This window comes from Rhodococcus gannanensis (genome assembly GCF_042681175.1).
Classification (GTDB): Bacteria; Actinomycetota; Actinomycetes; order Mycobacteriales; family Mycobacteriaceae; genus Rhodococcus_G; species Rhodococcus_G gannanensis.
This window is the reverse complement of record NZ_JBHUFB010000009.1, coordinates 209,066-235,065: the sequence shown is the minus strand read 5'-3', so window position 1 is coordinate 235,065 and position 26,000 is coordinate 209,066. Positions and strand designations below refer to the sequence as shown.

General features: G+C 69.3%; 26 protein-coding genes. 7 read left to right on the top strand and 19 right to left on the bottom strand.

Annotated features, from left to right (window positions below):
- Positions 1 to 52: 52 nt before the first annotated feature.
- The 7 genes from ACFSJG_RS07850 to ACFSJG_RS07820 form a co-directional block, all read right to left on the bottom strand.
- Positions 53 to 814, bottom strand: a complete 762-nt coding sequence (locus ACFSJG_RS07850) for an SDR family NAD(P)-dependent oxidoreductase (protein WP_378484640.1) — start codon at positions 812 to 814, stop codon at positions 53 to 55.
- An 82-nt stretch (positions 815 to 896) separates the two neighbouring features.
- Positions 897 to 2,054, bottom strand: coding sequence for an acyl-CoA dehydrogenase family protein (locus tag ACFSJG_RS07845; protein ID WP_378484639.1), 1,158 nt, complete (start codon positions 2,052 to 2,054; stop codon positions 897 to 899).
- A 19-nt stretch (positions 2,055 to 2,073) separates the two neighbouring features.
- On the bottom strand, positions 2,074 to 3,072 hold the full coding sequence (locus ACFSJG_RS07840; protein ID WP_378484638.1) for an NAD(P)H-dependent flavin oxidoreductase: 999 nt from the start codon (positions 3,070 to 3,072) through the stop codon (positions 2,074 to 2,076).
- A gap of 25 nt (positions 3,073 to 3,097) precedes the next feature.
- Positions 3,098 to 3,718: a TetR/AcrR family transcriptional regulator gene (locus ACFSJG_RS07835; protein WP_378484637.1), complete on the bottom strand. Its 621-nt coding sequence runs from the start codon at positions 3,716 to 3,718 to the stop codon at positions 3,098 to 3,100.
- Positions 3,719 to 3,744: 26 nt separating this feature from the next.
- Positions 3,745 to 4,506: a 3-hydroxyacyl-CoA dehydrogenase gene (locus tag ACFSJG_RS07830; RefSeq protein WP_007533116.1), complete on the bottom strand. Its 762-nt coding sequence runs from the start codon at positions 4,504 to 4,506 to the stop codon at positions 3,745 to 3,747.
- Positions 4,507 to 4,544: 38 nt separating this feature from the next.
- Positions 4,545 to 5,738 (bottom strand): thiolase family protein, encoded by a 1,194-nt coding sequence (locus ACFSJG_RS07825; RefSeq protein WP_378484636.1) that lies wholly within the window; start codon positions 5,736 to 5,738, stop codon positions 4,545 to 4,547.
- A gap of 82 nt (positions 5,739 to 5,820) precedes the next feature.
- Positions 5,821 to 6,624 (bottom strand): crotonase/enoyl-CoA hydratase family protein, encoded by an 804-nt coding sequence (locus tag ACFSJG_RS07820; protein ID WP_378484635.1) that lies wholly within the window; start codon positions 6,622 to 6,624, stop codon positions 5,821 to 5,823.
- A gap of 174 nt (positions 6,625 to 6,798) precedes the next feature.
- On the opposite strand from ACFSJG_RS07820, the gene ACFSJG_RS07815 reads away from it, so the two are divergent.
- Positions 6,799 to 7,764, top strand: coding sequence for an NADPH:quinone oxidoreductase family protein (locus tag ACFSJG_RS07815; protein WP_378484634.1), 966 nt, complete (start codon positions 6,799 to 6,801; stop codon positions 7,762 to 7,764).
- 41 nt (positions 7,765 to 7,805) lie between these two features.
- On the top strand, positions 7,806 to 8,597 hold the full coding sequence (locus ACFSJG_RS07810; RefSeq protein WP_378484633.1) for an enoyl-CoA hydratase: 792 nt from the start codon (positions 7,806 to 7,808) through the stop codon (positions 8,595 to 8,597).
- A gap of 22 nt (positions 8,598 to 8,619) precedes the next feature.
- On the opposite strand, the gene ACFSJG_RS07805 is transcribed toward ACFSJG_RS07810, so the two are convergent.
- The 6 genes from ACFSJG_RS07805 to ACFSJG_RS07780 all read right to left on the bottom strand — a co-directional run bounded on the left by ACFSJG_RS07805 (position 8,620) and on the right by ACFSJG_RS07780 (position 13,125).
- Complete coding sequence (locus tag ACFSJG_RS07805) at positions 8,620 to 9,258, bottom strand: TetR/AcrR family transcriptional regulator (protein ID WP_378484632.1); 639 nt, start codon at positions 9,256 to 9,258, stop codon at positions 8,620 to 8,622.
- A gap of 69 nt (positions 9,259 to 9,327) precedes the next feature.
- Entirely contained in the window at positions 9,328 to 10,122 is a 795-nt protein-coding gene (locus tag ACFSJG_RS07800; protein WP_378484631.1) for an ESX secretion-associated protein EspG, read from the bottom strand.
- The gene (locus ACFSJG_RS07795) at positions 10,119 to 11,282 is read right to left on the bottom strand and encodes a PPE domain-containing protein (protein WP_378484630.1); all 1,164 of its coding nucleotides are present in this window, start codon (positions 11,280 to 11,282) and stop codon (positions 10,119 to 10,121) included. Before ACFSJG_RS07795 ends, ACFSJG_RS07800 begins: the two co-directional genes overlap by 4 nt.
- Before the next feature lie 31 nt (positions 11,283 to 11,313).
- The gene (locus ACFSJG_RS07790; protein ID WP_378484629.1) at positions 11,314 to 11,622 is read right to left on the bottom strand and encodes a PE domain-containing protein; all 309 of its coding nucleotides are present in this window, start codon (positions 11,620 to 11,622) and stop codon (positions 11,314 to 11,316) included.
- A 138-nt stretch (positions 11,623 to 11,760) separates the two neighbouring features.
- Positions 11,761 to 12,111: a metallopeptidase family protein gene (locus ACFSJG_RS07785; protein ID WP_378484628.1), complete on the bottom strand. Its 351-nt coding sequence runs from the start codon at positions 12,109 to 12,111 to the stop codon at positions 11,761 to 11,763.
- Positions 12,112 to 13,125, bottom strand: a complete 1,014-nt coding sequence (locus ACFSJG_RS07780) for a septum formation family protein (RefSeq protein WP_378485253.1) — start codon at positions 13,123 to 13,125, stop codon at positions 12,112 to 12,114.
- A 254-nt stretch (positions 13,126 to 13,379) separates the two neighbouring features.
- Here ACFSJG_RS07780 and serS point away from each other — a divergent pair, with 254 nt between their 5' ends.
- A complete protein-coding gene (gene serS / locus ACFSJG_RS07775; protein ID WP_378484627.1) occupies positions 13,380 to 14,639 on the top strand; it encodes a serine--tRNA ligase in 1,260 nt (419 codons plus the stop codon).
- Between the two features lie 82 nt (positions 14,640 to 14,721).
- On the opposite strand, the gene ACFSJG_RS07770 is transcribed toward serS, so the two are convergent.
- The 4 genes from ACFSJG_RS07770 to ACFSJG_RS07755 form a co-directional block, all read right to left on the bottom strand.
- Positions 14,722 to 15,162 carry a hypothetical protein gene (locus ACFSJG_RS07770; RefSeq protein ID WP_378484626.1) on the bottom strand — a complete coding sequence of 147 codons (441 nt, stop codon included), beginning with the start codon at positions 15,160 to 15,162 and terminating at the stop codon, positions 14,722 to 14,724.
- Positions 15,163 to 15,247: 85 nt separating this feature from the next.
- Positions 15,248 to 16,033, bottom strand: a complete 786-nt coding sequence (locus ACFSJG_RS07765; RefSeq protein WP_378484625.1) for a hypothetical protein — start codon at positions 16,031 to 16,033, stop codon at positions 15,248 to 15,250.
- Positions 16,026 to 18,299, bottom strand: a complete 2,274-nt coding sequence (locus tag ACFSJG_RS07760) for a TPR repeat domain-containing protein (protein WP_378484624.1) — start codon at positions 18,297 to 18,299, stop codon at positions 16,026 to 16,028. Before ACFSJG_RS07760 ends, ACFSJG_RS07765 begins: the two co-directional genes overlap by 8 nt.
- Complete coding sequence (locus tag ACFSJG_RS07755; protein ID WP_378484623.1) at positions 18,296 to 18,616, bottom strand: hypothetical protein; 321 nt, start codon at positions 18,614 to 18,616, stop codon at positions 18,296 to 18,298. Before ACFSJG_RS07755 ends, ACFSJG_RS07760 begins: the two co-directional genes overlap by 4 nt.
- A 147-nt stretch (positions 18,617 to 18,763) precedes the next feature.
- Here ACFSJG_RS07755 and ACFSJG_RS07750 point away from each other — a divergent pair, with 147 nt between their 5' ends.
- Complete coding sequence (locus ACFSJG_RS07750; protein WP_378484622.1) at positions 18,764 to 19,588, top strand: neutral zinc metallopeptidase; 825 nt, start codon at positions 18,764 to 18,766, stop codon at positions 19,586 to 19,588.
- A 99-nt stretch (positions 19,589 to 19,687) separates the two neighbouring features.
- Here the strand turns inward: ACFSJG_RS07750 and ACFSJG_RS07745 are convergent, their stop codons facing one another.
- On the bottom strand, positions 19,688 to 21,235 hold the full coding sequence (locus ACFSJG_RS07745) for a Rieske 2Fe-2S domain-containing protein (protein ID WP_378484621.1): 1,548 nt from the start codon (positions 21,233 to 21,235) through the stop codon (positions 19,688 to 19,690).
- A 144-nt stretch (positions 21,236 to 21,379) separates the two neighbouring features.
- Between ACFSJG_RS07745 and ACFSJG_RS07740 the strand changes: the two genes are divergently transcribed.
- The 3 genes from ACFSJG_RS07740 (at position 21,380) to ACFSJG_RS07730 (ending at position 23,738) form a co-directional block, all read left to right on the top strand.
- Positions 21,380 to 22,132: a lysophospholipid acyltransferase family protein gene (locus ACFSJG_RS07740; protein ID WP_378484620.1), complete on the top strand. Its 753-nt coding sequence runs from the start codon at positions 21,380 to 21,382 to the stop codon at positions 22,130 to 22,132.
- A gap of 1 nt (position 22,133) precedes the next feature.
- On the top strand, positions 22,134 to 22,808 hold the full coding sequence (locus ACFSJG_RS07735; RefSeq protein ID WP_378484619.1) for a SanA/YdcF family protein: 675 nt from the start codon (positions 22,134 to 22,136) through the stop codon (positions 22,806 to 22,808).
- A gap of 90 nt (positions 22,809 to 22,898) precedes the next feature.
- Complete coding sequence (locus tag ACFSJG_RS07730) at positions 22,899 to 23,738, top strand: HAD family hydrolase (protein ID WP_378484618.1); 840 nt, start codon at positions 22,899 to 22,901, stop codon at positions 23,736 to 23,738.
- A 56-nt stretch (positions 23,739 to 23,794) separates the two neighbouring features.
- Here the strand turns inward: ACFSJG_RS07730 and ACFSJG_RS07725 are convergent, their stop codons facing one another.
- On the bottom strand, positions 23,795 to 25,963 hold the full coding sequence (locus tag ACFSJG_RS07725; RefSeq protein WP_378484617.1) for an N-acetylmuramoyl-L-alanine amidase: 2,169 nt from the start codon (positions 25,961 to 25,963) through the stop codon (positions 23,795 to 23,797).
- Positions 25,964 to 26,000 lie beyond the last annotated feature (37 nt).

Genomic DNA, 26,000 nt, shown 5'->3' with positions numbered 1-26,000 from the left:
ATCGCACGAACGGCACTTTCAGCCATTCGGGGAAGTGGTGGGGCAGGGGTGGTCAGAAGACCGAGTAGCCGCCGTCGATCAACGTCGACGTCCCGGTCTGGAAACGGGACGCGTCACTCGCAAGGTAGACGGCAATACCCTCGAAGTCCTCCGGTGTTCCCCAGCGCCCCAGAGGGACACGGGAGATGACGTTGTCGGTGAACGCCTGCCACTCCTGAAGGCCGCCGGTCATGTCCGTGGCGATCCAACCGGGCAGGACGCTGTTGACGCGGATGCCCTCGCGCGCGAACTCGACCGCACAACCGTTGGCCATGGCGAGAACGCCCGCCTTGGTCATGGCGTACGCCTGGTTCCGGGCCGCGCCCTGGAGCGCGCCGAGGCTGGACGTGACGATCACGGATCCGCCGGTACCCTGGCGGACCAGCTCCGCCCCCGCCTCGCGCAACGTGAAGTAGGCGCCGTCGAGATTGGTGGCCAACACCTTTCGGTAGGCATCGGTCGACGACTCGACGAACTTCGCCAGTTCGGCGCCCACACCGGCGTTCACCACGACGACGTCGAGGCCGCCGAACTCCCGGGCGGCCGCGGCGACCCCGGCGCGGACGGCGTCCTCGTCGGAGACGTCCACCGAACGGGTGGCGACTCGCCCGCTGCCGCGTTCTGCGAGATCGGCGGCTGCGGCGTCCAGCCGCTCCTGCCCGCGGCCCCACAGCACGACGTCCGCGCCTGCCTTCGCCAACCCCCGTGCCATGCCGAGCCCGATTCCGGCGGACCCGCCGGTGAGGAGGGCGCGCTTGCCTGTCAGATCGAACACCGATGTCCTCCTTCGGAAATGGGTGAAGGGCACCTTCGGTGGACAGATCGACCGAAGGCGCCCTTCACCCGGGAACGTGGGACTACTTGAACTCGGCGGCGATGTCGCGGCCGATGATCTCCTTCATGACCTCGGTGGTACCACCGTAGATCGTCTGGATACGGGTGTCGGCGTACGCACGGCCGATCGGGTACTCCATCATGAAGCCGTAGCCGCCGTGGATCTGCACGCCACGGTCGACGACGCGCTTCTGGAGCTCGGTGGCCCACCACTTCGCCTTCGAGGCGTCCACCGCGGTCAGTTCGCCGGCGTTGAGGGCGATGACGCACCGGTCGATGTGCGACTCGGTGATCTCGATCTCGGTGAGCATCTCGGCGAGCACGAAACGGGTGTTCTGCAGATCGCCGATCGGCTTGCCGAATGCCTTGCGCTCGAACGCGTACTGCTTGGTCCACTCGTAGGCGGCGCGGGCCGCGCTGATGGCGCCGACAGCGATGCCGATGCGCTCGAGGGGCAGGTTCTCCATGAGGTGGATGAAGCCGCGTCCCTCGACTCCGAGCAGGTTGCCCGCGGGCACGCGGACGTTCTCGAACACCAGCTCCGCGGTGTCCTGCGACGCCAGGCCGACCTTGTGCAGCTTGCGGCCGCGGCTGAACCCGGGGGTGTCCCGCTCGACGACGATGAGGGAGAAGCCCTTCGATCCGGCGCCGGGGTCGGTGCGGCACACCACGATCACGAGGTCCGAGTGAATGCCGTTGGTGATGAACGTCTTCTGGCCGTTGATGACCCACTCGTCGCCGTCACGCACCGCGGTCGTCTTGACGCCCTGCAGGTCGGAGCCGGCGCCGGGCTCGGTCATCGCGATGGCACCGATGTGCTCACCGGTCGCCATCTTCGGCAGCCAGCGTTCCTTCTGCTCGTGGGTTCCGAGATGAAGGATGTAGGGGATGGCGATGTCGTCCTGGAGCGCGAGGCTGCCGCCGAACGACGTGGCGTTGATGCGGCAGATTTCCTCGACGACCACCTGGCGGAACCGGTAGTCGGTGACGCCGGAGCCGCCGAACTCCTCGGGGACTCCGAGGCCGAGGATGCCGGATTTGCCCGCGGCCACGTAGGACGCCCGGTCGATCAGGCGATCGTCCTCCCACTGCAGGTAGTGGGGTTCGACCTCACGGGCGAGGAACTCGCGAACGGTGCCGCGGTAGTCCTCGTGGTCGGCCTCGAAGTGCTTGCGCTGCATGGTTGTTTCTCCCTCTGGGTCAGGCGTTGACGGTCTGAGTGGCGCGGCCGCCGATGAGGCCCGCGAGACGTTCCGAGATCAGGGACTCGGCATCCGCGACGATCCGCTCGACGAGCTCGCCCGCGGTGGGGATGTCGTGGATGATGCCCTGCACGGTGCCGACCGACCAGATACCGGCCTCCGGGTCGCCGTTCTCGTACACGAGGCGCCCCCGTGCACCGGCGACGAGCTCACGAACATCCTCGAACTGTCCTCCGCGGCTGAGGATCTCGACCACTTCGCGGCTGACGGTGTTGCTCGCGACGCGTGCGGTGTTGCGCAGCGGTCGGAAGATCAACTCGGTGTCGGTCTCCTTCGCCGCGACGATCGCTTCCTTGATCGTGTGGTGGATCGGGGACTCCTCGGTGCACATGAAGCGGGTGCCCATGTTGATGCCGTCGGCGCCGAGCGCCAGCGCGGCGACGAGGCCGCGACCGTCACCGAAGCCGCCGGAGGCGATCATCGGGATGGTGATCTGCTCGGCCGCGGCGGCGATGAGCACCAGCCCGGGGATGTCGTCCTCGCCGGGGTGGCCCGCGCACTCGAAGCCGTCGATGCTGATGCCGTCTACGCCGAGATCCTGTGCCTTGACGGCGTGCCGGACGCTGGTGCACTTGTGCAGGACCTTGACGCCCGCCGCGTGGAAGTCGGGAAGGTGCGGGGCGGGGCTGGAGCCGGCGGTCTCGACGATCTTGATGCCGGAGTCGATGATGACCTGCCGGTACTCCTCGTACGGCGGCGGCGTGATCGCGGGCAGGATCGTCAGGTTCACGCCGAACGGCTGATCGGTCAGCTCCCGGGTGCGCGCGATCTCCTTCGCGAGATCCTCCGGCGTGGGCTGTGTGAGCGCGGTGATCATGCCGAGTGCACCGGCATTGGCGACGGCGGCAACGAGTTCGGCGCGGCCGACCCATTGCATGCCGCCCTGGACGATGGGATGACGGACGCCGAACGTCTCGGTGAATGCGGTGGTCAGCATGTGGCTCTCCTCGGGTGCGGGTGGGTCAGGATGCGGAGGGGTCACCGACCACGCGGAGGGCGATGGCGGTGTAGCGGGCGGCGACCTGGTCGGGGGTCAGCGGGCCGTCCAGCTGGAACCAGCGGGCGATGGACTGACCCATGCCGAGGAGGGCACGAACCGTTTCGGGTACGTCGTCGACGACGAACACACCCCGCTCGACCCCGTCGGCGACGAGGTCGAGCAGCATCAGTTCGAGCTCCTTGCGGACCGCGGCGTAGTTCCGGCGGTTCTCCGGCGACAGGTGCCGCACCTCGGAGTCGAGGGCGGACGGGCGGGCGCGGTGCGTCATGTTCAGCACCACGGCCTCGTAGAAGTACGAGAAGCGCAGGACCGGATCGTCGCCACCCTCCGCGACCGCAGCACGGCAGCGGTCGATGAGGTCGCGCACCGCCGACTCGAGAAGCGCCACGAGCATCGCTTCCTTGTTCTCGTGGTGGTAGTACAGGGCGGGCACCGTCACCCCGACCCGGCGCGCCAGGTCGCGGACGGTGGTCCCGTGAAAACCGTTCTCGTGGAAGGCGTCCAGCGCATTGCCGAGGATGGGGCCGAGCTGCATCGGTTCGAAGTCCCGCCATGCGGCAGCGGTCTGCGGCTGTGCAGTCATCGGCCCCTCCTCGGTTCTGGCGTGCGTCAGCGGGGTGCCATGCGGATGGCGCCGTCGAGACGGATGGTCTCGCCGTTGAGCATCGGGTTGGCCACGATGTGAGCGGCCAGCGCGCCGTACTCGGCGGGATCACCGAGACGGGACGGGTGCGGCACCTGAGCGCCGAGGGACTTCTGGGCCTCCTCGGGCAGCGAGCCGAGCAGCGGCGTCTTGAACAGGCCCGGCGCGATGGTGTTGACGCGGATCAGCAGCGACGCGAGGTCACGCGCGATCGGCAGGGTCATGCCGACGACGCCACCCTTCGACGCCGAGTAGGCGGCCTGGCCGATCTGGCCGTCGAAGGCCGCGACGGAGGCGGTGTTGATGATGACGCCGCGCTCGCCGTCGATCGGCTCCGTCTTCGAGATCCGCTCGGCAGCCAGGCGCAGCACGTTGAAGGTGCCGATCAGGTTGACGTTGATGATCTTCGAGAAGTCGGCGAGGGGGAACGCGCCGTTCTTGTTGACGGTCTTGATCGCGTTGCCGATGCCGGCGCAGTTGACGGCGACACGCAGCGGTCCGAGGGACTCCGCGACGTCGAGGGCCTCCGCGACGGCGGCTTCGTCGGTGACGTCGGCGGCGACGAAGCGCACCCGGTCACCGAGCTCCTTGGCGACGGTCTCGCCGTTGGAGGACGGCAGGTCGATGATGACGACCTGTGCGCCGTCGGCGAGCAGGGCCTTGGTGGTGGCGAGGCCGAGGCCCGACGCGCCACCGGTGACGACGGCAACGCTGTCGTTGACGATCATGGATGTACCTTTCGAATCTGTCTGGAAGAGAAGGGGTCTCAGATGCGTTCGATGATGGTGGCGTTGGCCATGCCCGCGCCCTCGCACATCGTCTGCAGGCCGTACCGGCCGCCGGTCGCCTCGAGCTGGTTCACGAGGGTGGTGAGCAGGCGGGTGCCCGAGGAGCCGAGCGCGTGGCCGAGTGCGATGGCGCCGCCGCGCGGGTTCAGCTTCGCCGGATCGGCGTTGAACTCGTGCGCCCAGGCCAGCGGCACCGGTGCGAACGCCTCGTTGACCTCGTAGGCGTCGATGTCGTCGATGCTCAGACCGGCGCGGGCGAGCACCTTGTGGGTGGCCGGGATCGGCGCCGTCAGCATGAAGACCGGGTCGTCGCCGGCGACGGAGAACGAGTGGAAGCGGGCGCGCGGGGTCAGGCCCAGCTTGTTCGCGGCCTCCTCGCTCATGATCAGCACGGCGGACGCGCCGTCGGTCAGCGGCGACGAGTTGCCGGGAGTGATGTTCCAGCCGGCCTCCGGGAAGCGGGCCGCGTACTCGTCGGTGCGGAACGACGGCTTGAGGCCGGACAGGCCCTCGGCGGTGGTGGCGGCACGCACGGTCTCGTCGACGAGGTGCGCGGCCGTCTCACCGGCGGCGTTCGCGACGTCGATCGGGACGATCTCGTTGTCGAAGGCGCCCGCGGCGATCGCGGCGGCGGCGCGCTGGTGCGACTGCGCGGAGTAGGCGTCGAGGGTGTCGCGGTCCAGCTTCCACTTGGCGGCGATCAGCTCGGCCGAGATGCCCTGGTTGACCAGGCCCGCGGGGTAGCGGGCGTGGATGCCGGGACCGTGGGTGTCCTTGCCCAGGGTGGCGGTGCCCATCGGGATGCGGCTCATCGACTCGACACCGCAGGCGATGACGATGTCGTAGGCGCCGGCGATGATGCCCTGCGCGGCGAAGTGCGCGGCCTGCTGGCTGGAACCGCACTGGCGGTCGATGGTGGTGGCGGGCACCGAGTCCGGGAAGCCCGCCGAGAGCAGCGCGGTGCGCGAGATGTTGAGGGACTGCTCGCCGACCTGGGCGACACAGCCGCCGATCACGTCGTCGACCTGCGCGGGGTCGAGGTTGTTGCGCTCGACGATGGAGCGCAGGACGGTGGCGAGGAGCTCGACCGGGTGCGTCCCGGACAGCGCGCCGCCCATCTTGCCCTTGCCGGATGCGAGGCGGACGGCGTCGACGATGACTGCGTTCGTCATGACGGTGTTCCTTTCGTGGGGGTGGTTGTGGCGACCCGGCGCCCCGGAGGGGGTTCGACAGAGCGCCGGGTCGGGATCATGGTTACTTGCCCTGCCAGACGGGGGCGCGCTTCTCGGCGAACGCCCGAGGGCCTTCCATGGCGTCGGCGCTGGTGAAGACGATCTTCATGGAGTTCAGGTTCGCCTCCCAGACGCCGGGCTCCCAGTCGGCCCCGAGGGCGGTGCGGTGGATCATCGCCTTCGACTCGCGCACCGACAGGGGCGCGTTGACGGCGATCTTCTCGGCCAGTTCGAGCGCGACGTCGAGCGCGGTGCCCGCGGGGGCGACCCGGTTGACCAGGCCCAGTTCCTTGCCCTCGGCGGCGGTGATCGGCTCGCCCGTGAGCGCGAGCTCGAGCGCGACCTTCTTCGGGATCTGCTGCTGCATCCGGATGACGCCGCCGGCGGCCGCGAACAGGCCGCGCTTGACCTCGGGGAGGCCGAGCTGGGCGTTCTCGTCCACGACGGCGAGGTCGCTGGCGAGGACCAGTTCGGTGCCGCCGCCGAGGGCGAAGCCGTTGACCGCGGCGATCGTCGGCTTGCTCACCCAGTGCTGGACGTAGCCGGCGAAGCCCCACTCGGGGTGGCCCTCGGCCTCGAGCGACTGGCCGGACCCGATCGCCTTGAGGTCGGCGCCTGCGCAGAACGCGCGTCCCGAGCCGGTGATGACGATGACCCGCACCTCGTCGTCGGCCTCGGCCTGTTCGAGGAAGTTGCCGACGGCAGTGGACAGCGCGCCGTTCACGGAGTTCATCGCCTTCGGGCGGTTCAGGGTGATGAGTGCGACGTTGCCGCGGCGCTCGTACAGGGCGGCGGGCTCGGGTGCGGTGGTCGACTCGTCGGCCATGAATCCTCCTCGATATCGTTTCGGTAATCGATTACTGAACGCTCGCTAAGAGGGTTACCACGGGGCCGCACCGCAGTCAATGGTGAACTTTAGCTAGCGCACGTTCAGTTCGGTCTGGTACTGATGAAATCGGCCGTGAACGCGGCCGGAAGTTCGAACCAAGCGGGAGTCGACATGCGCGCTGTGCAGGTGATCGAGGCCATCGGACCCGACGGCGTGCGGGCCGTCGACCTGCCCGAGCCCGATCCCGCCGGCCAGGTCGTCGTCGACCTCGACGCCGCGGGCGTCTCGTTCCCCGATCTCCTGCAGACCTCCGGCGGCTACCAGGTCGTCCGCCCGACGCCGTTCGTGCCCGGCGTCGAAGGGGCGGGAATCGTCCGGGAAGCGCCAGCGGACAGCGGATTCCGCCCCGGCGACCGGGTGGTGGTCCTCGCACTCGGCGGCGCCTGGCAGCGGACGGTCGCGGTGCACCCGAGCACGGTGTTCGCGCTGCCCGACGCCGTCACCCTCACCGCCGGTGCCGGCTTCCTGATGAACTACCTCACCGCACACTTCGCGCTCACCGAGCGCGCCCGCCACCGCGCCGGCGAGACCGTCCTGGTGCACGGCGCCGCTGGCGGCCTCGGCACGGCCTGCCTGCAGGTCGCGGCCGCGCTCGGCCTCGACACCGTTGCCGTCGTCAGCACCGAGGACAAGGCCGCCGTCGCGAAGGCCAACCGCGCCACGCACACCGTCCTCGCCGACGGGTTCAAGGACGCCGTCGCCGAACTGACCGGCGGCCGCGGCGTCGACATCGTCCTCGACCCCGTCGGCGGCGACCGCTTCCTCGACAGCCTGCGCGCCCTCGCCCCGAACGGCCGGCACGTCGTCCTCGGCTTCACCGGCGGCGAGATCCCCACCGTCAAGGTGAACCGGTTGCTGCTGAACAACATCTCCGTCGTCGGCGCCGGATGGGGCGAGTACGTCCGCACCGACTTCGGGTACCCGGCGCGGCAGTGGGCCGAACTCGAACCCCTGCTGGCGTCCGGCGAGTTGCAGGTCGCGGAACCGACGATCTTCCCGCTCGAGGACGCCGCCGCCGCGCTGCGCAGCCTCGAATCACGAAGCGCAACAGGCAAGGTCGCGCTGTCGCTGACGTAGCCCACGACGCAGCGAACACCGAACCAGAGAGAAGGACAGCAATGAGCACCGACACCTCCGAGGTCCTGGTCGACCTGGTCGACGGCATCCTCCGCATCAGCCTCAACCGCCCGAAGTCGATGAACGCCGTCACCACGGAGACGCTCCTCGCGGTCGCCGAGGCGCTCGACAAGCACGCCGACGACCGAACGGTCCGGGCGGTGCTCCTCACCGGCAACGGCCGCGCGTTCTGCACCGGCGCCGACCTCGGCGCGGCCATGGACAAGATCGGCGGTCCCGGGCCGGCCGACGCCTCCACCCTCGACGCCGCCAACCGCGTCGCCGCCACCCTGCGTGCCTTCCCGAGGCCCGTCGTCGCCGCCGTCAACGGTCCCGCAGCAGGCGTCGGCGTCTCCCTCGCCCTGGCCGCGGACGTCACCGTCGCGACCGAGTCGAGCTACCTGCTGCTCGCCTTCACCCGGATCGGCCTCATGCCGGACGGCGGGGCAACGGCCCTGGTCGCCGCGTCGATCGGGCGGGCCCGGGCGCTGAAGATGGCGCTGCTCGCCGAGCGGCTTCCCGCCACCGACGCCCTCGCCGCCGGCCTGATCGCCGACGTCTACCCGGACGACACCTTCGCCGCCGACGTCGAAGTCCTGCTGCAGCGATTCGTCGAGGGACCCTCGGAGGCATTCGCGGCCACCAAGTCCGCCATCAACGACGCGACCCTCGGACAGCTCGACCCCGCCTTCGAACGGGAGCGCGCCGGGCAGCTCGACCTGCTCGTGTCGGCGGACTTCGCCGAAGGTGTCGACGCGTTCCTCGCCAAGCGTCCGGCGGTGTTCGGGAAGTAGTCGCGCCTACATCCCCGGGAAGTCAGGGTGATTCGGGTGCAGTGAGCACGATCTTCATGGCGATCGCAACGTACTTGCCCGCGACCTCCTGCGGCGAGAGGGTGCCCTCGGCGTGGTACCAGCGCGGAATCGACTGGCACATACCGAGAATCGCTCGGGTCGTCTCGGCGGGGTCGTCGACGTCGAAGGCGCCGCTCGCGGCCCCGTCCTCGACGACCCGCAACACAACCTGTTCGATTCCCTTGCGCACCTCGCGATACCGCTGACGGTTCTCGGTGCTGAGGTAGCGCACCTCGCCTTCGAGGGCGGCCAGCCGGGGTCGGGTCGTCATCCGCAGCACGATCGCCTCGACGACGTTCGCGAGTCGCTGCACCGGGTCGTCGCCGCCGTCGGCGTCGGCGGCGTGGGCCCGCGCCAGCACGTCGGCCGTCGACAGTTCGAGCAGGGCGATCAGCAGGCCCTCTTTGTTCTCGTGGTGGTAGTACAGGGCGGGGACCGTCACTCCGACGCGGCGCGCCACCTCCCGGACGGTGGTCCCGTGGTAACCGAGCTCGTAGAACGCGTCGAGGGACGCCGACAGGATCGGCGTCAGCTGCACCTCTTCGAGCCGCCGCCAGTCGATCTGCGACTCGTCCTGTGCCGGTCCGACCGGTTCACCCATTGCCCTACCCACACGTCTCGATCGCGGAATGTCACTGCGAAGGGTACCGGGAGCCTGTCCGGGTACCTGTCAGGACGAGGCAGCTCCGTGCGGAGCCGCCGCCCATGTCAGCAGTTCACCGATCGCCTGACGGAGCCGGGCGTCGCCTCCCGGACCCAGCGTCGACCAGGCCGTCCCGTCCGGAGAGACGCTGGAGGTTCCGACGATCCGGCCCCCGGCGGTGTCGAACACCGTCACGGGGGCACTCGTCCACCGGCGTCCGTCGCCCTGCACGAGCGCGACGATCTCGGCGTGCGCAGTGCAGGTGGACAGCGCCCATGCCAGCGTCTCGGTCTCCCGGGCGCCCAGCTCGGAGAGGCGCCGGACCACGGACTGCGGGTGGGTGAGGTCGTCGAGGGCGAGCACCAGCCGGTCCGTGGGCGCGCTGATCGAGTCGACGTCGAGTGCCACGCTGCGCCCGATGACGTCGAGCACCAGCTCTGCTTCGACCGCCGGGACCTCCGCCAGCACGTAGGAGTCCGGTCCGCGCAGCGCCAGCACCGTCATCTGTCCGACCTGGGCGATGCACATCCGGGACACCGTGCCCTCGCGGTACCAGCGCACTGCCAGCTCGACGTCTGGGCGGGCGAGAATCGTGAGCCGGTCGACGACGTCGGGATGGGGGTGGCCCCCCGGCAGCAGCCCGCGTTCGGTGAGCGACTCGCGGCAGGACTCGAACGCGGCGTCCCGCGCAACGGTGGTGTCGAATCGGGACCTCGCGTCCAGCACCACCGGCAGCTCGTCGATACGGGCGAGCTGGGTCAGCAGGTCCAGCTCGTCCACACCGACGGTGACGGCGGGAAGTCTCAGGCCGGCCGGCGTCACCGGTCGCCTCCGATGACCGAGGGGATGACGACGCGGCCGTCCTCGAAGTGCTCGAAGTTCTTCAGATAGCCGCGGCTGCGGCGCTCCTCCTCCTCGGAGGCGTGCGCGCCGCCGGAGCCCATCGGTGCACCGACGTGCTGCGACCGGCCCGCCGCGGGCTCGACGCGAACCGGCTCGGCGATCGGCGCGGCAACGCCGGTGGGCGCCGCGCGACCGGCGTTCCCCGCGCCGCCGCCCCAGCCGTCGGGGAGCGTCACTCGCGACGATCCCGACGAGCCGGGCAGCCCTGACATGCCCCCGGAACCCGCTCGGGCCGCATGGGTCTGTGCGCCCGTCGTCGCGCGCGCCGCGGCGGGGTCCGTCTGCACGACGCCCGCACCGCCGATGGCGGCAGCCGCCGCGGGTGCGAACGACGCGGACGCCTGGGCGACGGTGCTCAGACCCGTTCCGACGATGCTGCCGGCCTGGGAAGCCGCGCTGACCACCGCAGGATTCGCCGGCTGCGCGAGCGCCGCGCCGACCGCGTTCTGCACGGCCTGGGCCGGGTTCACGAGGAAGTCGGTGAGCGGGTCGTTCGTCGGCACCGGCGGCTGCTGCGTGTCCCCGGGTGCGGCCGCCGCGGCGTTCGACAGCGGCGGCGGAGGGGTGAAGCTCTGCGGTGTCGTCACGATCGTGGACGCCGACTCGTAGGCCTCCATCACCAGCGAGGCCCGCAGGTCCATCGCCCGGTCCGCGGCCTCGGCGGCGGCCCCCGCACCGGCGAGCGCGCCGCTGGCCGCGTACGCGGCGACCTTCGCGGCCTGGACCACCGCGATCTCCGCCAGGCTCGGCATGGTCGCGCGGGCCACCGTGTGCGCGGTCGCGAGGGCTGCGGCCTTCGCCGACGCCGTGGCCGCCTGCGCCGACGCCTCCTCCGTCCACACCTGGAACGGGGCCAGCCTGCTCAGCGCCGCGGTCGCCGCGGTGCCCTCCCAGCCGACCGCCAGATCGGCCATCACCTTCGTGATCGTCAGTGTGGCGTCGGCGAGGCTCGTCGACACCGACGCCCACGCGCTGCTGGCAGCGGTCAGCGGCGCCGGGCCGATACCGCCGTTGAGGGTGGTCGAGTTCACGGTCGCGCCGCGCGGATACCAGACGACGCCGGTGAATCCCAAGGTCATGGCGAAGCTCCTACGGTCGAAGGGTGGGCGGTCACATACCGGCGGCGAGCGTGGTGCCGAACGAGGTGTCGAGGCCCTCGTACTCGGCGGCCTGCTTGCGCAGCGTCGCCGCGGCCGCCCACAACTCGGCGATACCCGTGGCCGCCGCGGGCAGGAAGCTGTCGGCGATCGAGTTGAAATGCGACGCCGTCAGGATCGACACCTCCTCGGTGCCGGCAGGCGGCATGTGGAGGGCGGGCGCGGAGGAGTTCACGGTCGCCTGCAGCCGTTCTGCCAGCGCCTCGAGCTGGGCGGCCGCGGCGAGCAGTGCCTCGGGTGAGACGAAGACGTGTCCGGACAACGTGCGGCCCTCCTGGCTCGATCGAACTGATCCGTCAGGAGGTTGGACGCACCGCGGTCCGGAACGGTTCCCGCGATTTCCGCAGGGCCGAACAGCTCGGATGCAGGGGTGGGACGTGTGTCGTCCGGTGGAGGCCGGTCAGCCCCAGCCGAGCTCGTGCAGACGGTCCTCTTCGATGCCGAAGTAGTGCGCGATCTCGTGGATCACCGTGATCGCGACCTCCTCGACCACCTGCTCCTCCGACTCGCACATCTCGAGGATCGCCTCGCGGTAGATCGTGATGGTGTCGGGCAGCGAACCGCCGTAGTGGCTGTCCCGCTCGGTGAGCGCGATGCCCTGGTACAGCCCCAGCAGCCCGGGGTCTTCCTCGTCGCGGGCGTCGACGAGCACGACGACGTTGTCGATTGCAGCGGCCAGTCGCGGCGGGATGAGGTCGAGGGCCTCGGAGACCAGGTCGTCGAACCGGGCCTCGGACATGGTGACCGGCATTCAGTTCTCCAGCGGCGCGGCGCCGGGCAGCGGCGTCGGAACGGATCGGCCCTCGGGCAGAGGGGGCGGCGCGACGGGCGGCGCGCCGTTGATCAGGATCTCACCCTTGGCGCTGCCGACGATGGGCGAGAAGCCGCCGCCGTCGACCTCCTTGCCGACGGAACAGTTGACCTTGCGGCTGCCGGCGAGCCAGCTGCTCAGCTCCAGGTTGTCCCAGAACAGGGTCAGCGTCTTGTTCCGCAGGGCATCCGGGGAACCGAGATACTCCGCCGCGGCCTGCGTACACGTCTCCTCCAGGTACGCGTCCTGATCCGCGATCGCCGGGTACCCGCCGGGGAACTTCGCGGCCAGATCCACCACCGAGATCACCTCGAACGCGTGCGCCTGCGCGCAGTCCAGCGGATCGCTCGGCACGTTCTGGTTGATGCCGATGCAGGTGCCCGCGTCCCACACCTTCGACTGGTCCTGGCCGGCGACCGAGTTCGTCACGGACAGGATCGTGCCGGTCGTACTCGACCGTTGCAGGCCGCACCGGATGGTGCGTTCTCCTGCCGCCCACCCGGCCTCGCCGGGGTTGATCAGGCCGACGCTGAACTTGCCGTGCGGGTCGAAGTGCGCGCCGAGGTATTCGTTGACGGCGGGCGTGCAGTGCTCGTCGCGGAGCTGGGAGAACCGCAGCACGCTGGGGAATCGGGAACCCGGACCGAACTCGGCGCCCGGGAACACGGCCAGGTCGATGTCTGCCGCCACCTCGAACAGGTGCTCGTCGGAACACTCGACCTGTTCCAGGTCGCTGGCGTCGGCCGCGGACCAGGTCAGGCAGTCGCCCGAGGTCGCGGTCGCGAACGCCTCGCCCGCGACCGCACCGGTCGGGTTGGGTCCGGCGCTGCCCGCGTGCGTGGTGAGCTCGTCGCCGCCCTTGAACCCGCCCGAGACGACGATCGTCGCGAGGGCCGCGAGAACGGCGCCGAGCGCGACGGCGACGAGGGCCCGACGGGTGGTCTTGGCGGACATCTGGGTGCCGCCCGTCCAGCGCGAAAGCCCGGCCCAGGCGTCCCCGCGGGGAGCGCCGGACCTGCCGGCCGTCGGAGTGTCACCGCCGTCGGGTGTCGGGTGGTCGCCAGGGGCGTTGCGTTCGTCGGACATCGCCTCCATCATGCCTGCCCAGCGCGCCTGGACCGCCGACACACCGAAACCGGACGCGCGGTCGGCGTGCCCGACCAGTCCACAAGCATCCTTGTGAGGACCGACCAAGTAGGGTTTCAGGCGTGATTGACCTGAAGTTCCTGCGGGAAAACCCGGATCTCGTTCGCCAGTCGCAGCGGATGCGGGGTGAGGATCCCGCGCTGGTCGACGCGCTCCTGGCGGCCGACGAGTCCCGCCGCGCCGCCGTCCTCGCGGGCGACAACCTGCGCGCGGAGCAGAAGGCACTCGGCAAGAAGGTCGGGCAGGCGTCTCCGGAGGAGCGGCCCGCGCTGCTCGCCGGGGCGAAGGAACTCGCGCAGCAGGTCAAGGACGCGGAGGCGGCGCAGCACGAGGCCGACGCCGCACTGGAGACCGCGCAGCGCGCGATCTCCAACATCGTCCAGGACGGCGCCCCCGCAGGCGGCGAGGACGACTTCATCACCCTGGAGACCGTCGGCGAGCTGCCGACGTTCGACTTCGAGCCGAAGGACCACCTCGAACTCGGTGAGTCGCTCGGCCTGCTCGACATGGAGCGCGGCGCGAAGGTGTCCGGCGCCCGGTTCTACTTCCTCACGGGCTACGGCGCGCTGATGCAGTTGGGACTGCTCCAGCTCGCCGCGCAGAAGGCCACCGCGAACGGGTTCACGATGATGATCCCGCCGGTGCTGGTGCGTCCCGAGGTCATGCAGGGCACCGGCTTCCTCGGCCAGCACTCCGAGGAGGTGTACCACCTGGAACAGGACGACCTGTACCTCGTCGGCACCTCCGAGGTTCCGCTCGCCGGCTACCACTCGGGCGAGATCCTGGACCTGTCCACCGGCCCGAAGCGGTACGCGGGCTGGTCGTCGTGCTTCCGCCGCGAGGCCGGCAGCTACGGCAAGGACACCCGCGGCATCATCCGCGTCCACCAGTTCGACAAGGTGGAGATGTTCACCTACTGCAAGCCCGAGGACGCCGACGCCGAGCACAAGCGGCTCCTCGGCTGGGAGCGCGAGATGCTCGCCGCGATCGAGGTCCCGTACCGGGTCATCGACGTCGCAGGCGGCGACCTCGGTTCCTCGGCGGCCCGCAAGTACGACTGCGAGGCCTGGGTGCCGACGCAGGAGCGCTACCGCGAGCTGTCGTCGACGTCGAACTGCACCACCTTCCAGGCCCGCCGCCTCGGAGTCCGGTACCGCGACGAGAACGGCAAGCCGCAGATCGCCGCGACCCTCAACGGCACCCTCGCCACCACCCGCTGGATGGTCGCGATCCTCGAGAACCACCAGCAGGCCGACGGATCCGTGAAGGTCCCCGCGGCGCTGCAGCCGTTCGTCGGAACGGACGTGCTGCGCGCACCCTGAGCTGAACAGTCCCGAACGGGCGGCTACCGGACCATCGTGCGAGTGGATGGAACGGTAACCGCCCGTTCGGCATTCGCGGATGTCACCGGTCGGGGAGTTCGACTCCCAGTCGTGCGGCGAGCTCGCGCAGCTTCGTGTCGGCGTCGATGTCGACGGCCACGTACATGTGCAGCCCATCCGGGTCGGCGCGGAGGACGTACTCGTAGTCACTGTCGGTGAGGAGCTCGCCGAATGCGTCGGTGAAATGCCAGCGCACCCGAATCCGAACGACGACCTCCGTGAGCGGCGCGAACTCGAGCATTGTGTGTGTGATTCCGCCGAGCCCGAGCCTGCGATACAGCGGGTAGCCCTGTCGGAGCCCCTCGGCCATCTCGCCGCGGCTCGACAGCGATCCGGTGAACGCGTCGGTGACGATCGTCCCGGGCATCCCCCACATGGCCGCTGTGCCGGCAGCGTCGTAGGCGACGAGCGTGTTGCCGTAGGCGGTGAGGAACTCGTCGACCGCCCTGCGTGTCGGTGCCATGGCTTCACCGTAGTTGCGATGTGGGACGAATTGGGGCCTCGGCGCGTCCGTCGAGAGGGGAGCCGATTACAGCGCCGTCAGCGCGTCAGTTGTCGCCACTGGGCGGAATCCACTCGGGGTACTGCGCCGCGACCGGTGCGGTGGGGTACACGTAGCCGGGTGGTGGGAAGAGGATGTTGCCACCGGGCTTTCGTGTGAACTCGGGGAACTTCCCCTGCCACCAGTCGACGCACGCCTCCGGGATGTCCTCATCCTCGAGGAGCGTGATTTCTTCGATGCTCCACCCCTCGAAGACGTTCCAGGTCGGTGTTCGGGTTGTTGCCGCCGCCGTTGTGAGCGGGTCGGAATCTTCCTGGCCTGGCGCTCCCGCGTCGGACGTGGGATTCCGCAGCCCTATTCGGATGGGCCGGCGAAGCGGATTCATGCTGTAGTTCTCGCCAGGAGTGGGTTGGACCGTGAACCCGCACACCGTCGCGGCAACGGAATGCGGACCGCTTTCCATTTCGACGATGTGTCTGACAAAGGTGACGGGTCGCTGCGGCGATCCAGTCACCGATAGGAGTATCGGGTCGATTCCCGGGTTTGGCGCTTCGCGGGAAGTGTTCAGTGCATCGACATACCCGGGATACGAGTGGCCGCTGCCGGCATACGTCGAGAATTCGGCTGCCTCGGATGTTGCACGAATCAGTTCGCCGGGACGTCCGAACAGGTCTGTGCCTGCGTCCGCCGACCATACGGTGCTGTACAGCGGCGGCGCCGGCTGTTGTGGAGGCGCGTCCTCCACGCCGTCGCGTTCGGTCGCGCAAGCTGTGGCCGTCAGGAGCGCGAACACGAATGCAGCCGACAGGATCGGTGTGGATTTGTCAGCCATCCTTGAGAGTGACAAGCGAGTATGCCTCCTTCATTACTGATTCGTGGCCATCACTTGGATGGCCGATCCTGCTGAACATCGTCCGTAGGTCTGCTCTGAGACCGCCGGAAGCCTGGCCTGCTTGCAGCTGCTCCCAGCTCCGGAGTTGGTCGCCATCGATCAGGTCGGGGAAGTCAGCAATCACATCGCCCGGAAGCTGGGGTAGCGACGACAGAATGCGGTACTGGGAAGCGGTGAGGCCTGGCCCATCCAATTCCGTCGGCTTTGCAGGGTCGGGTTCCTTGCCGATGAAGGACTCCTTCAGTGGATCGCCACCGGCGTCAACGAGCCCGGTAATCGCGGCACCGGTGATACCGAGAGGATCCGCGGCAATCGATCCGATACCTTTCCAGAAGTTGAAAGCGTCGGACTTGCGGTCGTAGATGGCCTTCGCCTGGTCTGCTTCGTTCTGATGTGCGTTGTCGGTGGAGAGGTAGAGCCCCTTGTCGACGAGACCCATCACGACGCCCGCGTTCGTCAAGTTTCTGTTCGCAAAGGGACTTTCCGGCTCGGCGGCGTACCCGGCTTCGAACGAATACTGGTGTTGCCACGCTGCGCTGACGAACTCGGCTGACGCGGCCTGGTCCGTGGTCATCAGCCCGAACACCTGCGACGCTCCGCCGAATTTTCCCTCCTCCCAGCCGTTCCACTCATTCCAACCACCGCCCTGGTCGAATGCCGTGCTCGCCGATGAGTTTCCGCCTGCGAGGTCCGGGATGTACGGCGACATCGAGTGAGCGAGTGTCCGAATCATTTCCGGGTTAAGTTGTCCGACCGACAAATTGTCGGTGCCGGTTACGTTTGACAGCGAATCCCACATTTCCTTGGTGCTGATCTGCTGCCCGACAGACTCCATGACCTTCTCGGCGAGGACCGCCTTCCCGACGTCATAGCGGTCGGCAGGGTCGGTGATGGTGGCGTCGCCGTCGGCGAAGGCGAACAGCGCCGATACTTCCTTGCCGTCGTCAGGCCAGTCCCGCGTGAGGACGTTCTCGACGAACAACGCGCCGTGTTCCCCCTCCACCTTGGCGAGCACTGCCTCCTTGTCGTCGGCGACGGCGGCGAAGATGCCCTCCGTGATTCGGGGGTCGAAGTTCGAGTGGCCGTCGACGGTGAAGATCGAGAAGTCGGCGTTCGGGTCGCGTTCGTGCTTGATCTGCGCCTCGAGATACTGATTGCCGACGTCGAGCAGCGCCCGGTCGAGATCGGTTCCAGACCTGTATGCGGGGTCGGCTGCCGCCGCGATCTGCGCGATCGCCTGGTTGTCCGCGACACCGTTGAGTTCGACGGTGGAGATCATCCCGCTGTTGGTGAACTCGTAGCCGCCGACGACGAGGTCGTCGCGAGTGAGAGACTCCCGGATCCCGTCCGGCAACAGGTCTTTCCCTCCGGCAGTTGGCACCTCGGAATCGCCTGCGACCGTTGTCGTGACGTCGGGGTTCGACACCAACTGGAGCGAGTTGGCCAGTCCGGTCCGCGCATCCGGAGGCAGTGACTCCATGAGCTTCGCGATCTCGTCCGGGCTCCGACCGTCGAGCTCGCGTGCCACCTGGTTCAGGTACTCCATCTGAGACGCGGGAATCGCGGTGGTGCCTCCGGAGACGAGATCGGCGAGTTGGTCGGCGGTCAGGGTGCCTGCCTCCACGAGACGGCGACGCTGCTCCGGATCGAGATCACCCGAGGCGAGCGCGTCCGCGTCGGAACGTCCCTGATCGGCGCCGAGCCCGACCGCTGTGACGAACACGGCTCGCAGGCCGTCCCGAGCTGCAGCGAGTGCGTCCCGTACCTGGCGGTCGGCGTCCGCCGTCGCAGCTGCTGATTCGAGGATCTCCCGCTGCCAGTCGGCGAGCGCGGTGGCGCGTTCCTCGGACGGCGCGGGGTCCGTCACCTGAAGGGTGTCCGAGACGACGAACAGGTCGGCTTCGGCGCCGGCGATGGCGGCGCGGGCGCGTCGGAGCGGCGCGTCGATCTCGTGGTAGCCCTGTTCGGCACGCTGCGCCAGCGAGGCAATGTGATCGACGACCGTGACCACCGTGGAGCGGTCCGCCTGCGCGCGATTCTGCGCCGCCTCCGCGGCGATCCCCTCCCAGTAGTTGTCGCCGACCTTGGTCACGGAGGAGACATAGCGGTCGATCAGCTCCTCGACGCGTGCCCCGAACTCGGTCCACGACCGAGCGATGTCACTGAGCGCCAGAGGGTTCCAGGAGTCGATGTCCGTACGGTTCATTCCGCCGACCAGTCGCCCGTCGCGGAGGTGTACGCGGCGGCGAGTCCGGCGGCCGCCGCATCGTCCGCGTCGCGGTACTCGTCGGCGATGCGGCCCATCACCTCACCGGTCTCCCCGAGGCGTTCGGCAAGGGCCGGAACCAGCGTGCCGTCGATGAGATCCGCCGAGATCGACGACGCCTCCAGAACCGACGGCATCACCCCGCCCATGATCGGAAGGTAGCCCGCAGCTCGCCCGGTTCGCAGGTCCGCAGCCTCCTCGGCGAGCGCCCGGAGTGTGCCGCTCAACGCCGTCAGCGCGTCGGCGTCCGCCGCCATTCCCCCCATGCAAGCCCCCCAGCCGTGTCGTGATCGGACGCCAATGTAGTCAGCCTCACCGTCAGGAGTGTGGGCGGGTCCCCCCCGGCCGCCCGGCGAGGGTCTACAGTCTCGTCGGGCGTGGGGACGTCCGGTCAGGGGGATTCGATGACGGTCCGTTTCCGTGCGCTCGCAGCCACATTGCTGGTGGCGGCCGCCGTGACCGCATGCTCGGGCGAGCGCACGGGATTCGGGGGTGCGGCAGCGCCCGCGGCCGAACAGGTACCGACCACGGCGACTACCCCGGCAGCGGTGGCGGCGACAGCGACAAACCCGCTGATGGCGGACGTCTCGCTGCCCCGTGCGGGATGTGCACTACCGCAGTGGTCGCGGTTCGAGGAGGGGGTGCGTGAGTGGTTCGCGACCGCCCTGGAGTGCCTCGACCGGTCCTGGGAGCCCGTCCTCAGGAAGCTGAAACTTCCTTGGGCGACACCGAAGTTCGAGATCTCCGTCGAGGTGACGAGCAGCGACTGCGACGTCCCGCACGAGAACAGCTTCCACTGCGCAGGCTCGATCCACATCGTGCCGAAGAGTTACCTGTCCACGAGAACCGGACCGGATGGGCAGCCCGCGGTGGCCTTCGCGATGCTCGCGCACGAGTACGCGCACCATGTCCAGTGGTTGAGCGGGACGTCCACCGCAGCGCAGCGTGAGCGGAAGGATGCAGGACGGGACACGCCTGCGGGCCTGGAGGTCAGCAGGCGCCTGGAATTGCAGGCACAGTGTCTGTCCGGCATGTACCTCGCCGCGACCGTCGACCCCACGACGCTCGCCCTCGCTGCGGAGGACAACCGCAACCGCGGCGACTATGCAGGGCGCGACCGGGACCACGGCACCCCGGAGAACTCCGGTGCGTGGTTCGTCCGGGGTGCCGAGCGAAACCTGTTGAGCGCCTGCAACACCTGGATGGCAGCGCCCGACGCGGTCGCCTGACAGCCGTGGGATGACAGCTGGGCGCCCCGGCGTGGGCACAATGTCACATCGTGCGCGTCAGATGCACACGATGTGACATTGTGCCCCAGGCAAGGGGGGTCAGAGCTTGGCCGTGCGGAGTTCGTGGCCCTTCGACGTCTTGCAGCGGCCGGACTCGAGGTCCCACTGCCAGCCGTGCAGGTTGCAGGTGAGGGTGTTGCCGTCGACGACACCGAACTTCGACAGGTCCGCCTTGAGGTGCGGGCAGCGGCGCTGAATCTCGTAGCCGCCCAGCTCGATCGACGCCGAGTCGTCGTGCGCCTCGGCGAACCAGCCGTCCGCGTAGGCGATCCGCTCGTCGGTGAGGCACTTGAAGAAGGTGTAGAGGAACTCGTTGTAGCCGCCGACACGCCACGCCTCGAAGCGGGTGGACAGGAAGATGGTGTTCACCCAGTCCGGCTCGTCGTCGCGCAGCACCGTACGCACCAGCTCCGGTGCAATGCGGAAACCGTAGCGGTACTTGCCTTCTCCGTCGATCGGCTCGCGGACGACACGCTTCGGGAAGTCGAGGACGACGGTCTCGTCGCCCATCACGAGGCCGATGGGGTAGCCGATGCCGTCGCAGATCAGGTCCGACTGCGCCATGATCGGCTCGAACTTCGCCTTCAGCGGAGCGAGCAGCGGCTCGCCCTCCGCAGGCGCCCACGACGCCTTCTCCGCCGCGATCACCGGCGCCATCCGCTGCGCCATCGCCTCGATGTAGGCGGCCTTGTCGGAGAAGATCGCGTCGACCTCGGCGTCCGGGATCGGATGCGTCAGCGTCTGCTCGGAGCCGTGGATGTCCACCACGGAACCGGGGATCATGAGCAGCCCGCCGTCGTTGCCGTGGATGCGCATCTGCTCCAGGAACACGATCTGGTCGGGGAAGATGTTGCCCTCGTCGCCGTGGTCGTCGTTGAGGTCGCGCAGCGCCTCGTCGAGGAACACCGGCGGGCCTGCCGACGGCACCACCCACGTCGCGTCGACCTGCTCGATGTAGGAGCGGCAGCGGTCCATGCCGCGCTGGCGCTTCTGCTTGCCGAAGTTCCGCTTCGTGCCCGCCGGGATGTCGTAGACCATCGGGTACCAGATGGCACCCGAGTACTGCAGCAGGTGGATGTCGACCTTGCCGAACGCGTCGTGCAGCACGTCCATGTCGACGGGGCGGGCGTCGTTCATGTTGAAGCAGGTCGTCTCGCCGTCGGAGACGACGAGACCGGAATCACCGATCGGGCCGTCCGCGGGGGCGCGCAGCGCGATGATCATCACGTCGAGGTCGCCCTTGGGGCCGCTCACCGTGTGCTTGACCGAGTCCTCGGTCTCGAAGAACTTCGTGAACCCGAGCTTCTCGAGCTCGCGGCGCAGGTCCGGCACCGGGTAGTCGGGCAGCAGGACCGTCGCGTCCTTGTTGACGTGATCGACCAGGGTCTTCGGGTCGAAGTGGTCCTTGTGCAGGTGCGAGACGTACAGGTAGTCGACGTCGCCGAGCGTGTCCCAGTCGAGGCCCGTGTTGTCCGGGAACGGGAACCACGACGCGAAGTAGGCCGGGTTCACCCACGGGTCGCAGAGGATCGACCCCGCCTCGGTCTGGATGTGGAATCCGGCGTGTCCGACGCTCGTGACCTGCACTTCAACTGCCTCCTACGGATGTGCGACGCCTACCAGGGTAGGCGGTGGGGCAAACCGTCCCCGGGTTGCGCGTGGCCGGTGCCCGGATCGGGACCAAGGTCCCGGGGAGGAGCGCGGTGTCCGGGCGCACACTAGGCTGGCCGCGTGGAACCCTTCTATCGCTCGATCATCGGTGTCGCCCGCACGCTGTTCTTCGCGCAGGGCCTGAAGTTCACCATCTCGGGATCGGAACACGTCCCCGCCCGCGGTGGCGCGGTGATCGCGATCAACCACACCGGCTACATGGACTTCACCTACGCGGGCATCCCCGCGCGCGACGTCAAGCGGTACGTCCGGTTCATGGCGAAGAAGGAGGTCTTCGACAACAAGATCTCCGGCCCGATGATGCGGACCATGAAGCACATCCCCGTCGATCGCTCGGCGGGCGCCGACTCGTACCACGCCGCCGTCGAGGCGCTGCGCGCCGGCGAACTGATCGGGGTGTTCCCGGAGGCGACGATCAGCCGGAGCTTCGAGATCAAGGAATTCAAGTCCGGCGCCGCTCGGATGGCGATCGAGGCCGGTGTGCCGATCATCCCGCTGGTGCTCTGGGGATCGCAGCGGGTGTGGACGAAGGGGTTCCCGAAGCGCCTGGGCCGCACCAACACTCCGATCTCGATGGCCGTCGGGGAACCGATCGCCCCCATCGAGCCGGCCGAGGCGCTGTCGGCGAAGCTGCACGCGACCATGGAGTCGATGCTGCACACGCTGCAGGAGAGCTACGACCACCCGGCCGGGGAGTACTGGGTTCCAGCCCGGCTCGGCGGCAGCGCGCCGACGCTGGAGGAGGCCAACCGGATGGACGCCGAGGAGGCGCAGGCGAAGGCCGCACGCCGGGCAGCGGGCGGCGGCGCCTGACGTGCCCGTCCGGCGGAGGGTTCGCCTGCTGCTGGTCGCCGGTGGTGCCGTCGTCGCGGCAGGCGTCTTCGCCGCGGTCGGGTCGATGGCCGTGGTCGCGGGCGCTGCGGCGGGCCGGGTGCACGAGGTCGACGACGCTCCGGACGCGCCGGTGGTGATCGTGCTCGGCGCCAAGGTGCGCGGCGGCGCCCCGATGCCCATGCTCGCCGGACGCCTCGACGTCGGAGCCGAACTCGTGCGGACGGGCAAGGCCCGCGCCGTGCTCGTGTCCGGCGACGCGAACGGGACCTCCGGTGACGAGATCGCCGCGATGACGGACTACCTGGTCGACAAGGGAGTGGACCGCGACCTGATCGTCGGCGACGGATACGGGCTCGACACCTACGACACCTGCGTGCGCGCTGCGCAGACGTACGGGGTGACGCGCGCGCTGATCGTCAGCCAGGAACCGCACGTGTCGCGAGCGGTCGCGCTCTGCGAGCACGCAGGCATCGACGCCCACGGAGTCCGCGGCTACTGCCACGACTGCCGCTCGATCACGGTGGCGCGCAACACCGCTCGTGAGTGGCTTGCCCGGCCGAAGGCGGTGCTGGACATGTTCTCGAACCGCCCGCCGAAGGTGGAGACGGCGCCGACCGACGCGCTGGAGCGGGCACTGGCCGGCACCGGGGAATGACCCGCCGACGCCGACGATGCGGCCGCCGCGGTGACGATGCGCGGCTCGCCGCGGTGACCTCGCATGTGTCCGTCGGAGGTGTGCGGCAATATGGATGCAGTGCAGGACAACAGCCACGCGAAACCCGAACTGATCGCCAGCGACGTCGACGGCACCCTGATCGGCGACGACGAACGGATCAGCGACCGCACCCGCGCCGCCGTGCAGGCCGCGGTCGCGGACGGAACCCGGTTCGTGCTGGCCACGGGCCGTCCGCCGCGGTGGATCGGGCCGGTCGTCGACGGCCTCGGCTACGCACCCCTCGCGGTCTGCGCGAACGGCGCGGTCCTCTACGACAGTGACGCCGACCGGGTGATCAGCGCCCGCACCGTCGACACCGACACCTTGACCTGGGTGGCGCAGCTGGCGGTCGCCGCGCTGCCCGGCTGCGGGCTCGCCGCGGAACGGGTCGGGGCCAGCGCCCACGACGCCGCGACCCCGCAGTTCGTCAGCTCACCCGACTACCAGCACGCCTGGCTGAACCCGGACAACACGGAGGTGTCGACGGAGGAGGTGCTGGCGCACCCGGCGATCAAGCTCCTCATCCGGATGCCCGGCATCGCGAGCTCGTTCATGATCGAGCGGCTCACCCCGCTGGTCGGCGACAGCGTCGACCTGACCTACTCGACCAACAACGGTCTGATCGAGGTGTCGGCGCCCGGGGTGACGAAGGCGTCGGGACTCACTGCACTCGCCGAGCACCTCGGCATGGACGATTCGGCGATCCTCGCGTTCGGAGACATGCCGAACGACATCCCGATGTTGACGATGGCGCGGCACGGTGTCGCGGTCGCCAACGCCCACGACGACGCGATCGCCGCCGCCGACGAGGTGACGGCGTCGAACTCCAACCACGGTGTCGCGCGGGTGCTCGAACGCTGGTGGAACTGAACCGAAGACGACGGCAGGGGCCCTCCGACCGGAGGGCCCCTGCCGCGTTCGGGCTGTCAGCTGGCGGGTGCCGGGGCCGGTGCCTCGGCCGGGGCGGGTGCCGGAGCCGGCGCGGGCGCCGCCTCGGCTGGTGCCGGTGCCACCGGAGCGGCGGCGTCGGCGGGCGCGGTCAGGGCCTGCTGGTAGGTGTCGCCGTACGTCTTGAGGACGGTCGTGACGATCCCCGTGACCTGGTTGAAGATCAACGACCCCTGCTCGAAGTCGGTGCGCATGCCGTCCGGCACCGGGTACTCGTCGCTCACCGGCAGACCGAGCGCGCCCGCATCGAGACCGCTGGACTCCCACGCGTCGTAGATCTCGCCCAGCACCGTCCACACACCACCGTTCGGTGAGGTGGAGATGACGCCGTTGACGAACTTGACCAGCAGGTTCCCGGCCTTGGCGGGCAGTTCACCGGTCAGCGCGGCACCGAGACGGCCGGTGTCTCCGCCCTCCGCGAGCCACTTCTGCGCGATCGGGGACTGATCGGTGAGCCGCAGGACCTCGTTGACGAGCGCGGTGACGGAGTCCGCGGACGATCCGGCAGCGGTGTCGGGTGCGGTGACGGGGTCCGCTGCGGGGTTGGCCGGTGCCGCCGCCAGCACGCCCGACCCGATCGATCCACCGCCCGGGTTCGCCTTCGCGATTCCACGGATCTGGTCCATCAGCGCGTAGGCCGCGTCACCCGGGCAGCTCGTCAGTCCGACGTCGCGGTGCGCGAAGATGATCGGCAGGTCGACCGCCTGACCCTGCGCGTACGGCGTGAAGTCCGTTCCCTCCGACCACATCGTGGTGCGTCCCGTCGGATCGAGGCCCGCCTTCGCGAGACGCCAGCCGAGAAAACGGCCGACCGAGTCGATCGCCGCCTGCGGCGGCGCGACGGTGGAGAAGTCGCCCATCATCGCGATACCGAAGGTGTTCTCGTTGAATCCGCCCGCGTGGGCGCCCTGCACGTTCCGGTCGAGCCCGCCCGCTCGGCCCTCGAAGATCTGCCCGTAGCGGTCGACCAGGGCGTTGTAGCCGATGTCGCACCAGCCGAGCGTCTGTGCGTGGTACGCGTAGATGGACCGGACGATCTCCGCGGACTCGGCGCGGGTGTAGTCGTTGCTGCCGGCGGTGTGGTGCACCGTCGCTCCGCCGAGCATGTCGTCGTAGACGGGGTCCTGGCAGCGCTGCGACTCGTCGGCACCCCACTGGGCACGGGTGATGACCTTCGGCCCGCTGCCGCCGATCGAGGTGGCGATGTCGGAGAGCGAGTTGTCGGTGTTGCCGGAACCCGGCTGGATCAGCACCGCGGTGACCGCGTCGGCGAGGTTGCGCTGCTGGTCCTGGCCACGCAGCGGCGTGCTCACCGCTGCGGGTGCGAACGGGATGGGTTCGGCGCCCGGCTCGGTCGGCGTGAGTTCGTTGGGCAGCGGCGCCTGATCGGTAGGCGCCTGGTCCGAGGACCCGGTCGCCGGGATGCCGAGCGCGTCGGCGGCCTCGGTGACCAGCACCTGCACCGCAGTGGTCGCGCCGACGAAGATCGGCTCGGTGCCGGTCTTGCCGGACGGCGCGGTCTGATCGGACCGGTTTGTCTCGAGCTGTTCGGTGGAGTACCAGGGCCCCCATGAACCGTCCGCGAGCCGGGCGCGGATCTGGGCCGCGGTGGCGCCGAGCTCGGAGGTCAGCGCGACCATGCTGAACGGGGTGTCGCGGGTGATCTCCTTGACCGCGGCGCCGAGCTGCTCGGGCGCACCCGGCGTGACGGGAGCGGCGACGTCGGCGGGTGCGGTGGCAGACGGCGGAGTGGGTGCGGACGGCGTGGGCTCCGGTGCGGTGGACTCGCCCGGCGGCGAGGGGATCAGCTCGGTCGGGATCTTGATCGTCTCCGGCAGCGTCACGCCCTCGGGGAGCGGAAGGCCCTGCGGGACCAGGATTTCCGACGGAATCGGAAGCTTCTTGAGGTCCGACAGGCGGAAGTTGGGCAGTCCCATTCCGATCAGGTCGCCGAGCGGGATGGCGATGTCGGGTACCTGCGTGAGCGCGATCTCGTCGATCTGGGTGGGGATCGCGACGGGTGTCGTGTCGGCGGTCGAGCGGACGCCGGACGTGCTGGTGACGCCCCAGACCGCGAAAGGGGTTGCGATGGCAACGGCAGCGACCGTCCCCAGGACGATCGACGACTTCGGTCGACGGTGCGGCAAGTCGGCTCCCTAGTTGGTGGGACGGAGGTCGTACTGC

What these genes read in the sequence shown, in the direction of transcription:
- ACFSJG_RS07830 (WP_007533116.1), bottom strand. Translation starts at nt 4,506, where the DNA reads ATGATCGTCAACGACAGCGTTGCCGTCGTCACCGGTGGCGCGTCGGGC.
- ACFSJG_RS07795 (WP_378484630.1), bottom strand. Translation starts at nt 11,282, where the DNA reads ATGACCTTGGGATTCACCGGCGTCGTCTGGTATCCGCGCGGCGCGACC.
- ACFSJG_RS07840 (WP_378484638.1), bottom strand. Translation starts at nt 3,072, where the DNA reads ATGCTGACCACCGCATTCACCGAGACGTTCGGCGTCCGTCATCCCATC.
- ACFSJG_RS07820 (WP_378484635.1), bottom strand. Translation starts at nt 6,624, where the DNA reads ATGGCCGACGAGTCGACCACCGCACCCGAGCCCGCCGCCCTGTACGAG.
- ACFSJG_RS07845 (WP_378484639.1), bottom strand. Translation starts at nt 2,054, where the DNA reads ATGCAGCGCAAGCACTTCGAGGCCGACCACGAGGACTACCGCGGCACC.
- ACFSJG_RS07815 (WP_378484634.1), top strand. Translation starts at nt 6,799, where the DNA reads ATGCGCGCTGTGCAGGTGATCGAGGCCATCGGACCCGACGGCGTGCGG.
- ACFSJG_RS07835 (WP_378484637.1), bottom strand. Translation starts at nt 3,718, where the DNA reads ATGACTGCACAGCCGCAGACCGCTGCCGCATGGCGGGACTTCGAACCG.
- ACFSJG_RS07760 (WP_378484624.1), bottom strand. Translation starts at nt 18,299, where the DNA reads ATGAACCGTACGGACATCGACTCCTGGAACCCTCTGGCGCTCAGTGAC.
- ACFSJG_RS07770 (WP_378484626.1), bottom strand. Translation starts at nt 15,162, where the DNA reads ATGGCACCGACACGCAGGGCGGTCGACGAGTTCCTCACCGCCTACGGC.
- ACFSJG_RS07825 (WP_378484636.1), bottom strand. Translation starts at nt 5,738, where the DNA reads ATGACGAACGCAGTCATCGTCGACGCCGTCCGCCTCGCATCCGGCAAG.
- ACFSJG_RS07755 (WP_378484623.1), bottom strand. Translation starts at nt 18,616, where the DNA reads ATGGCGGCGGACGCCGACGCGCTGACGGCGTTGAGCGGCACACTCCGG.
- ACFSJG_RS07785 (WP_378484628.1), bottom strand. Translation starts at nt 12,111, where the DNA reads ATGCCGGTCACCATGTCCGAGGCCCGGTTCGACGACCTGGTCTCCGAG.
- ACFSJG_RS07750 (WP_378484622.1), top strand. Translation starts at nt 18,764, where the DNA reads ATGACGGTCCGTTTCCGTGCGCTCGCAGCCACATTGCTGGTGGCGGCC.
- ACFSJG_RS07730 (WP_378484618.1), top strand. Translation starts at nt 22,899, where the DNA reads ATGGATGCAGTGCAGGACAACAGCCACGCGAAACCCGAACTGATCGCC.
- ACFSJG_RS07780 (WP_378485253.1), bottom strand. Translation starts at nt 13,125, where the DNA reads ATGTCCGCCAAGACCACCCGTCGGGCCCTCGTCGCCGTCGCGCTCGGC.
- ACFSJG_RS07805 (WP_378484632.1), bottom strand. Translation starts at nt 9,258, where the DNA reads ATGGGTGAACCGGTCGGACCGGCACAGGACGAGTCGCAGATCGACTGG.
- ACFSJG_RS07765 (WP_378484625.1), bottom strand. Translation starts at nt 16,033, where the DNA reads ATGGCTGACAAATCCACACCGATCCTGTCGGCTGCATTCGTGTTCGCG.
- ACFSJG_RS07810 (WP_378484633.1), top strand. Translation starts at nt 7,806, where the DNA reads ATGAGCACCGACACCTCCGAGGTCCTGGTCGACCTGGTCGACGGCATC.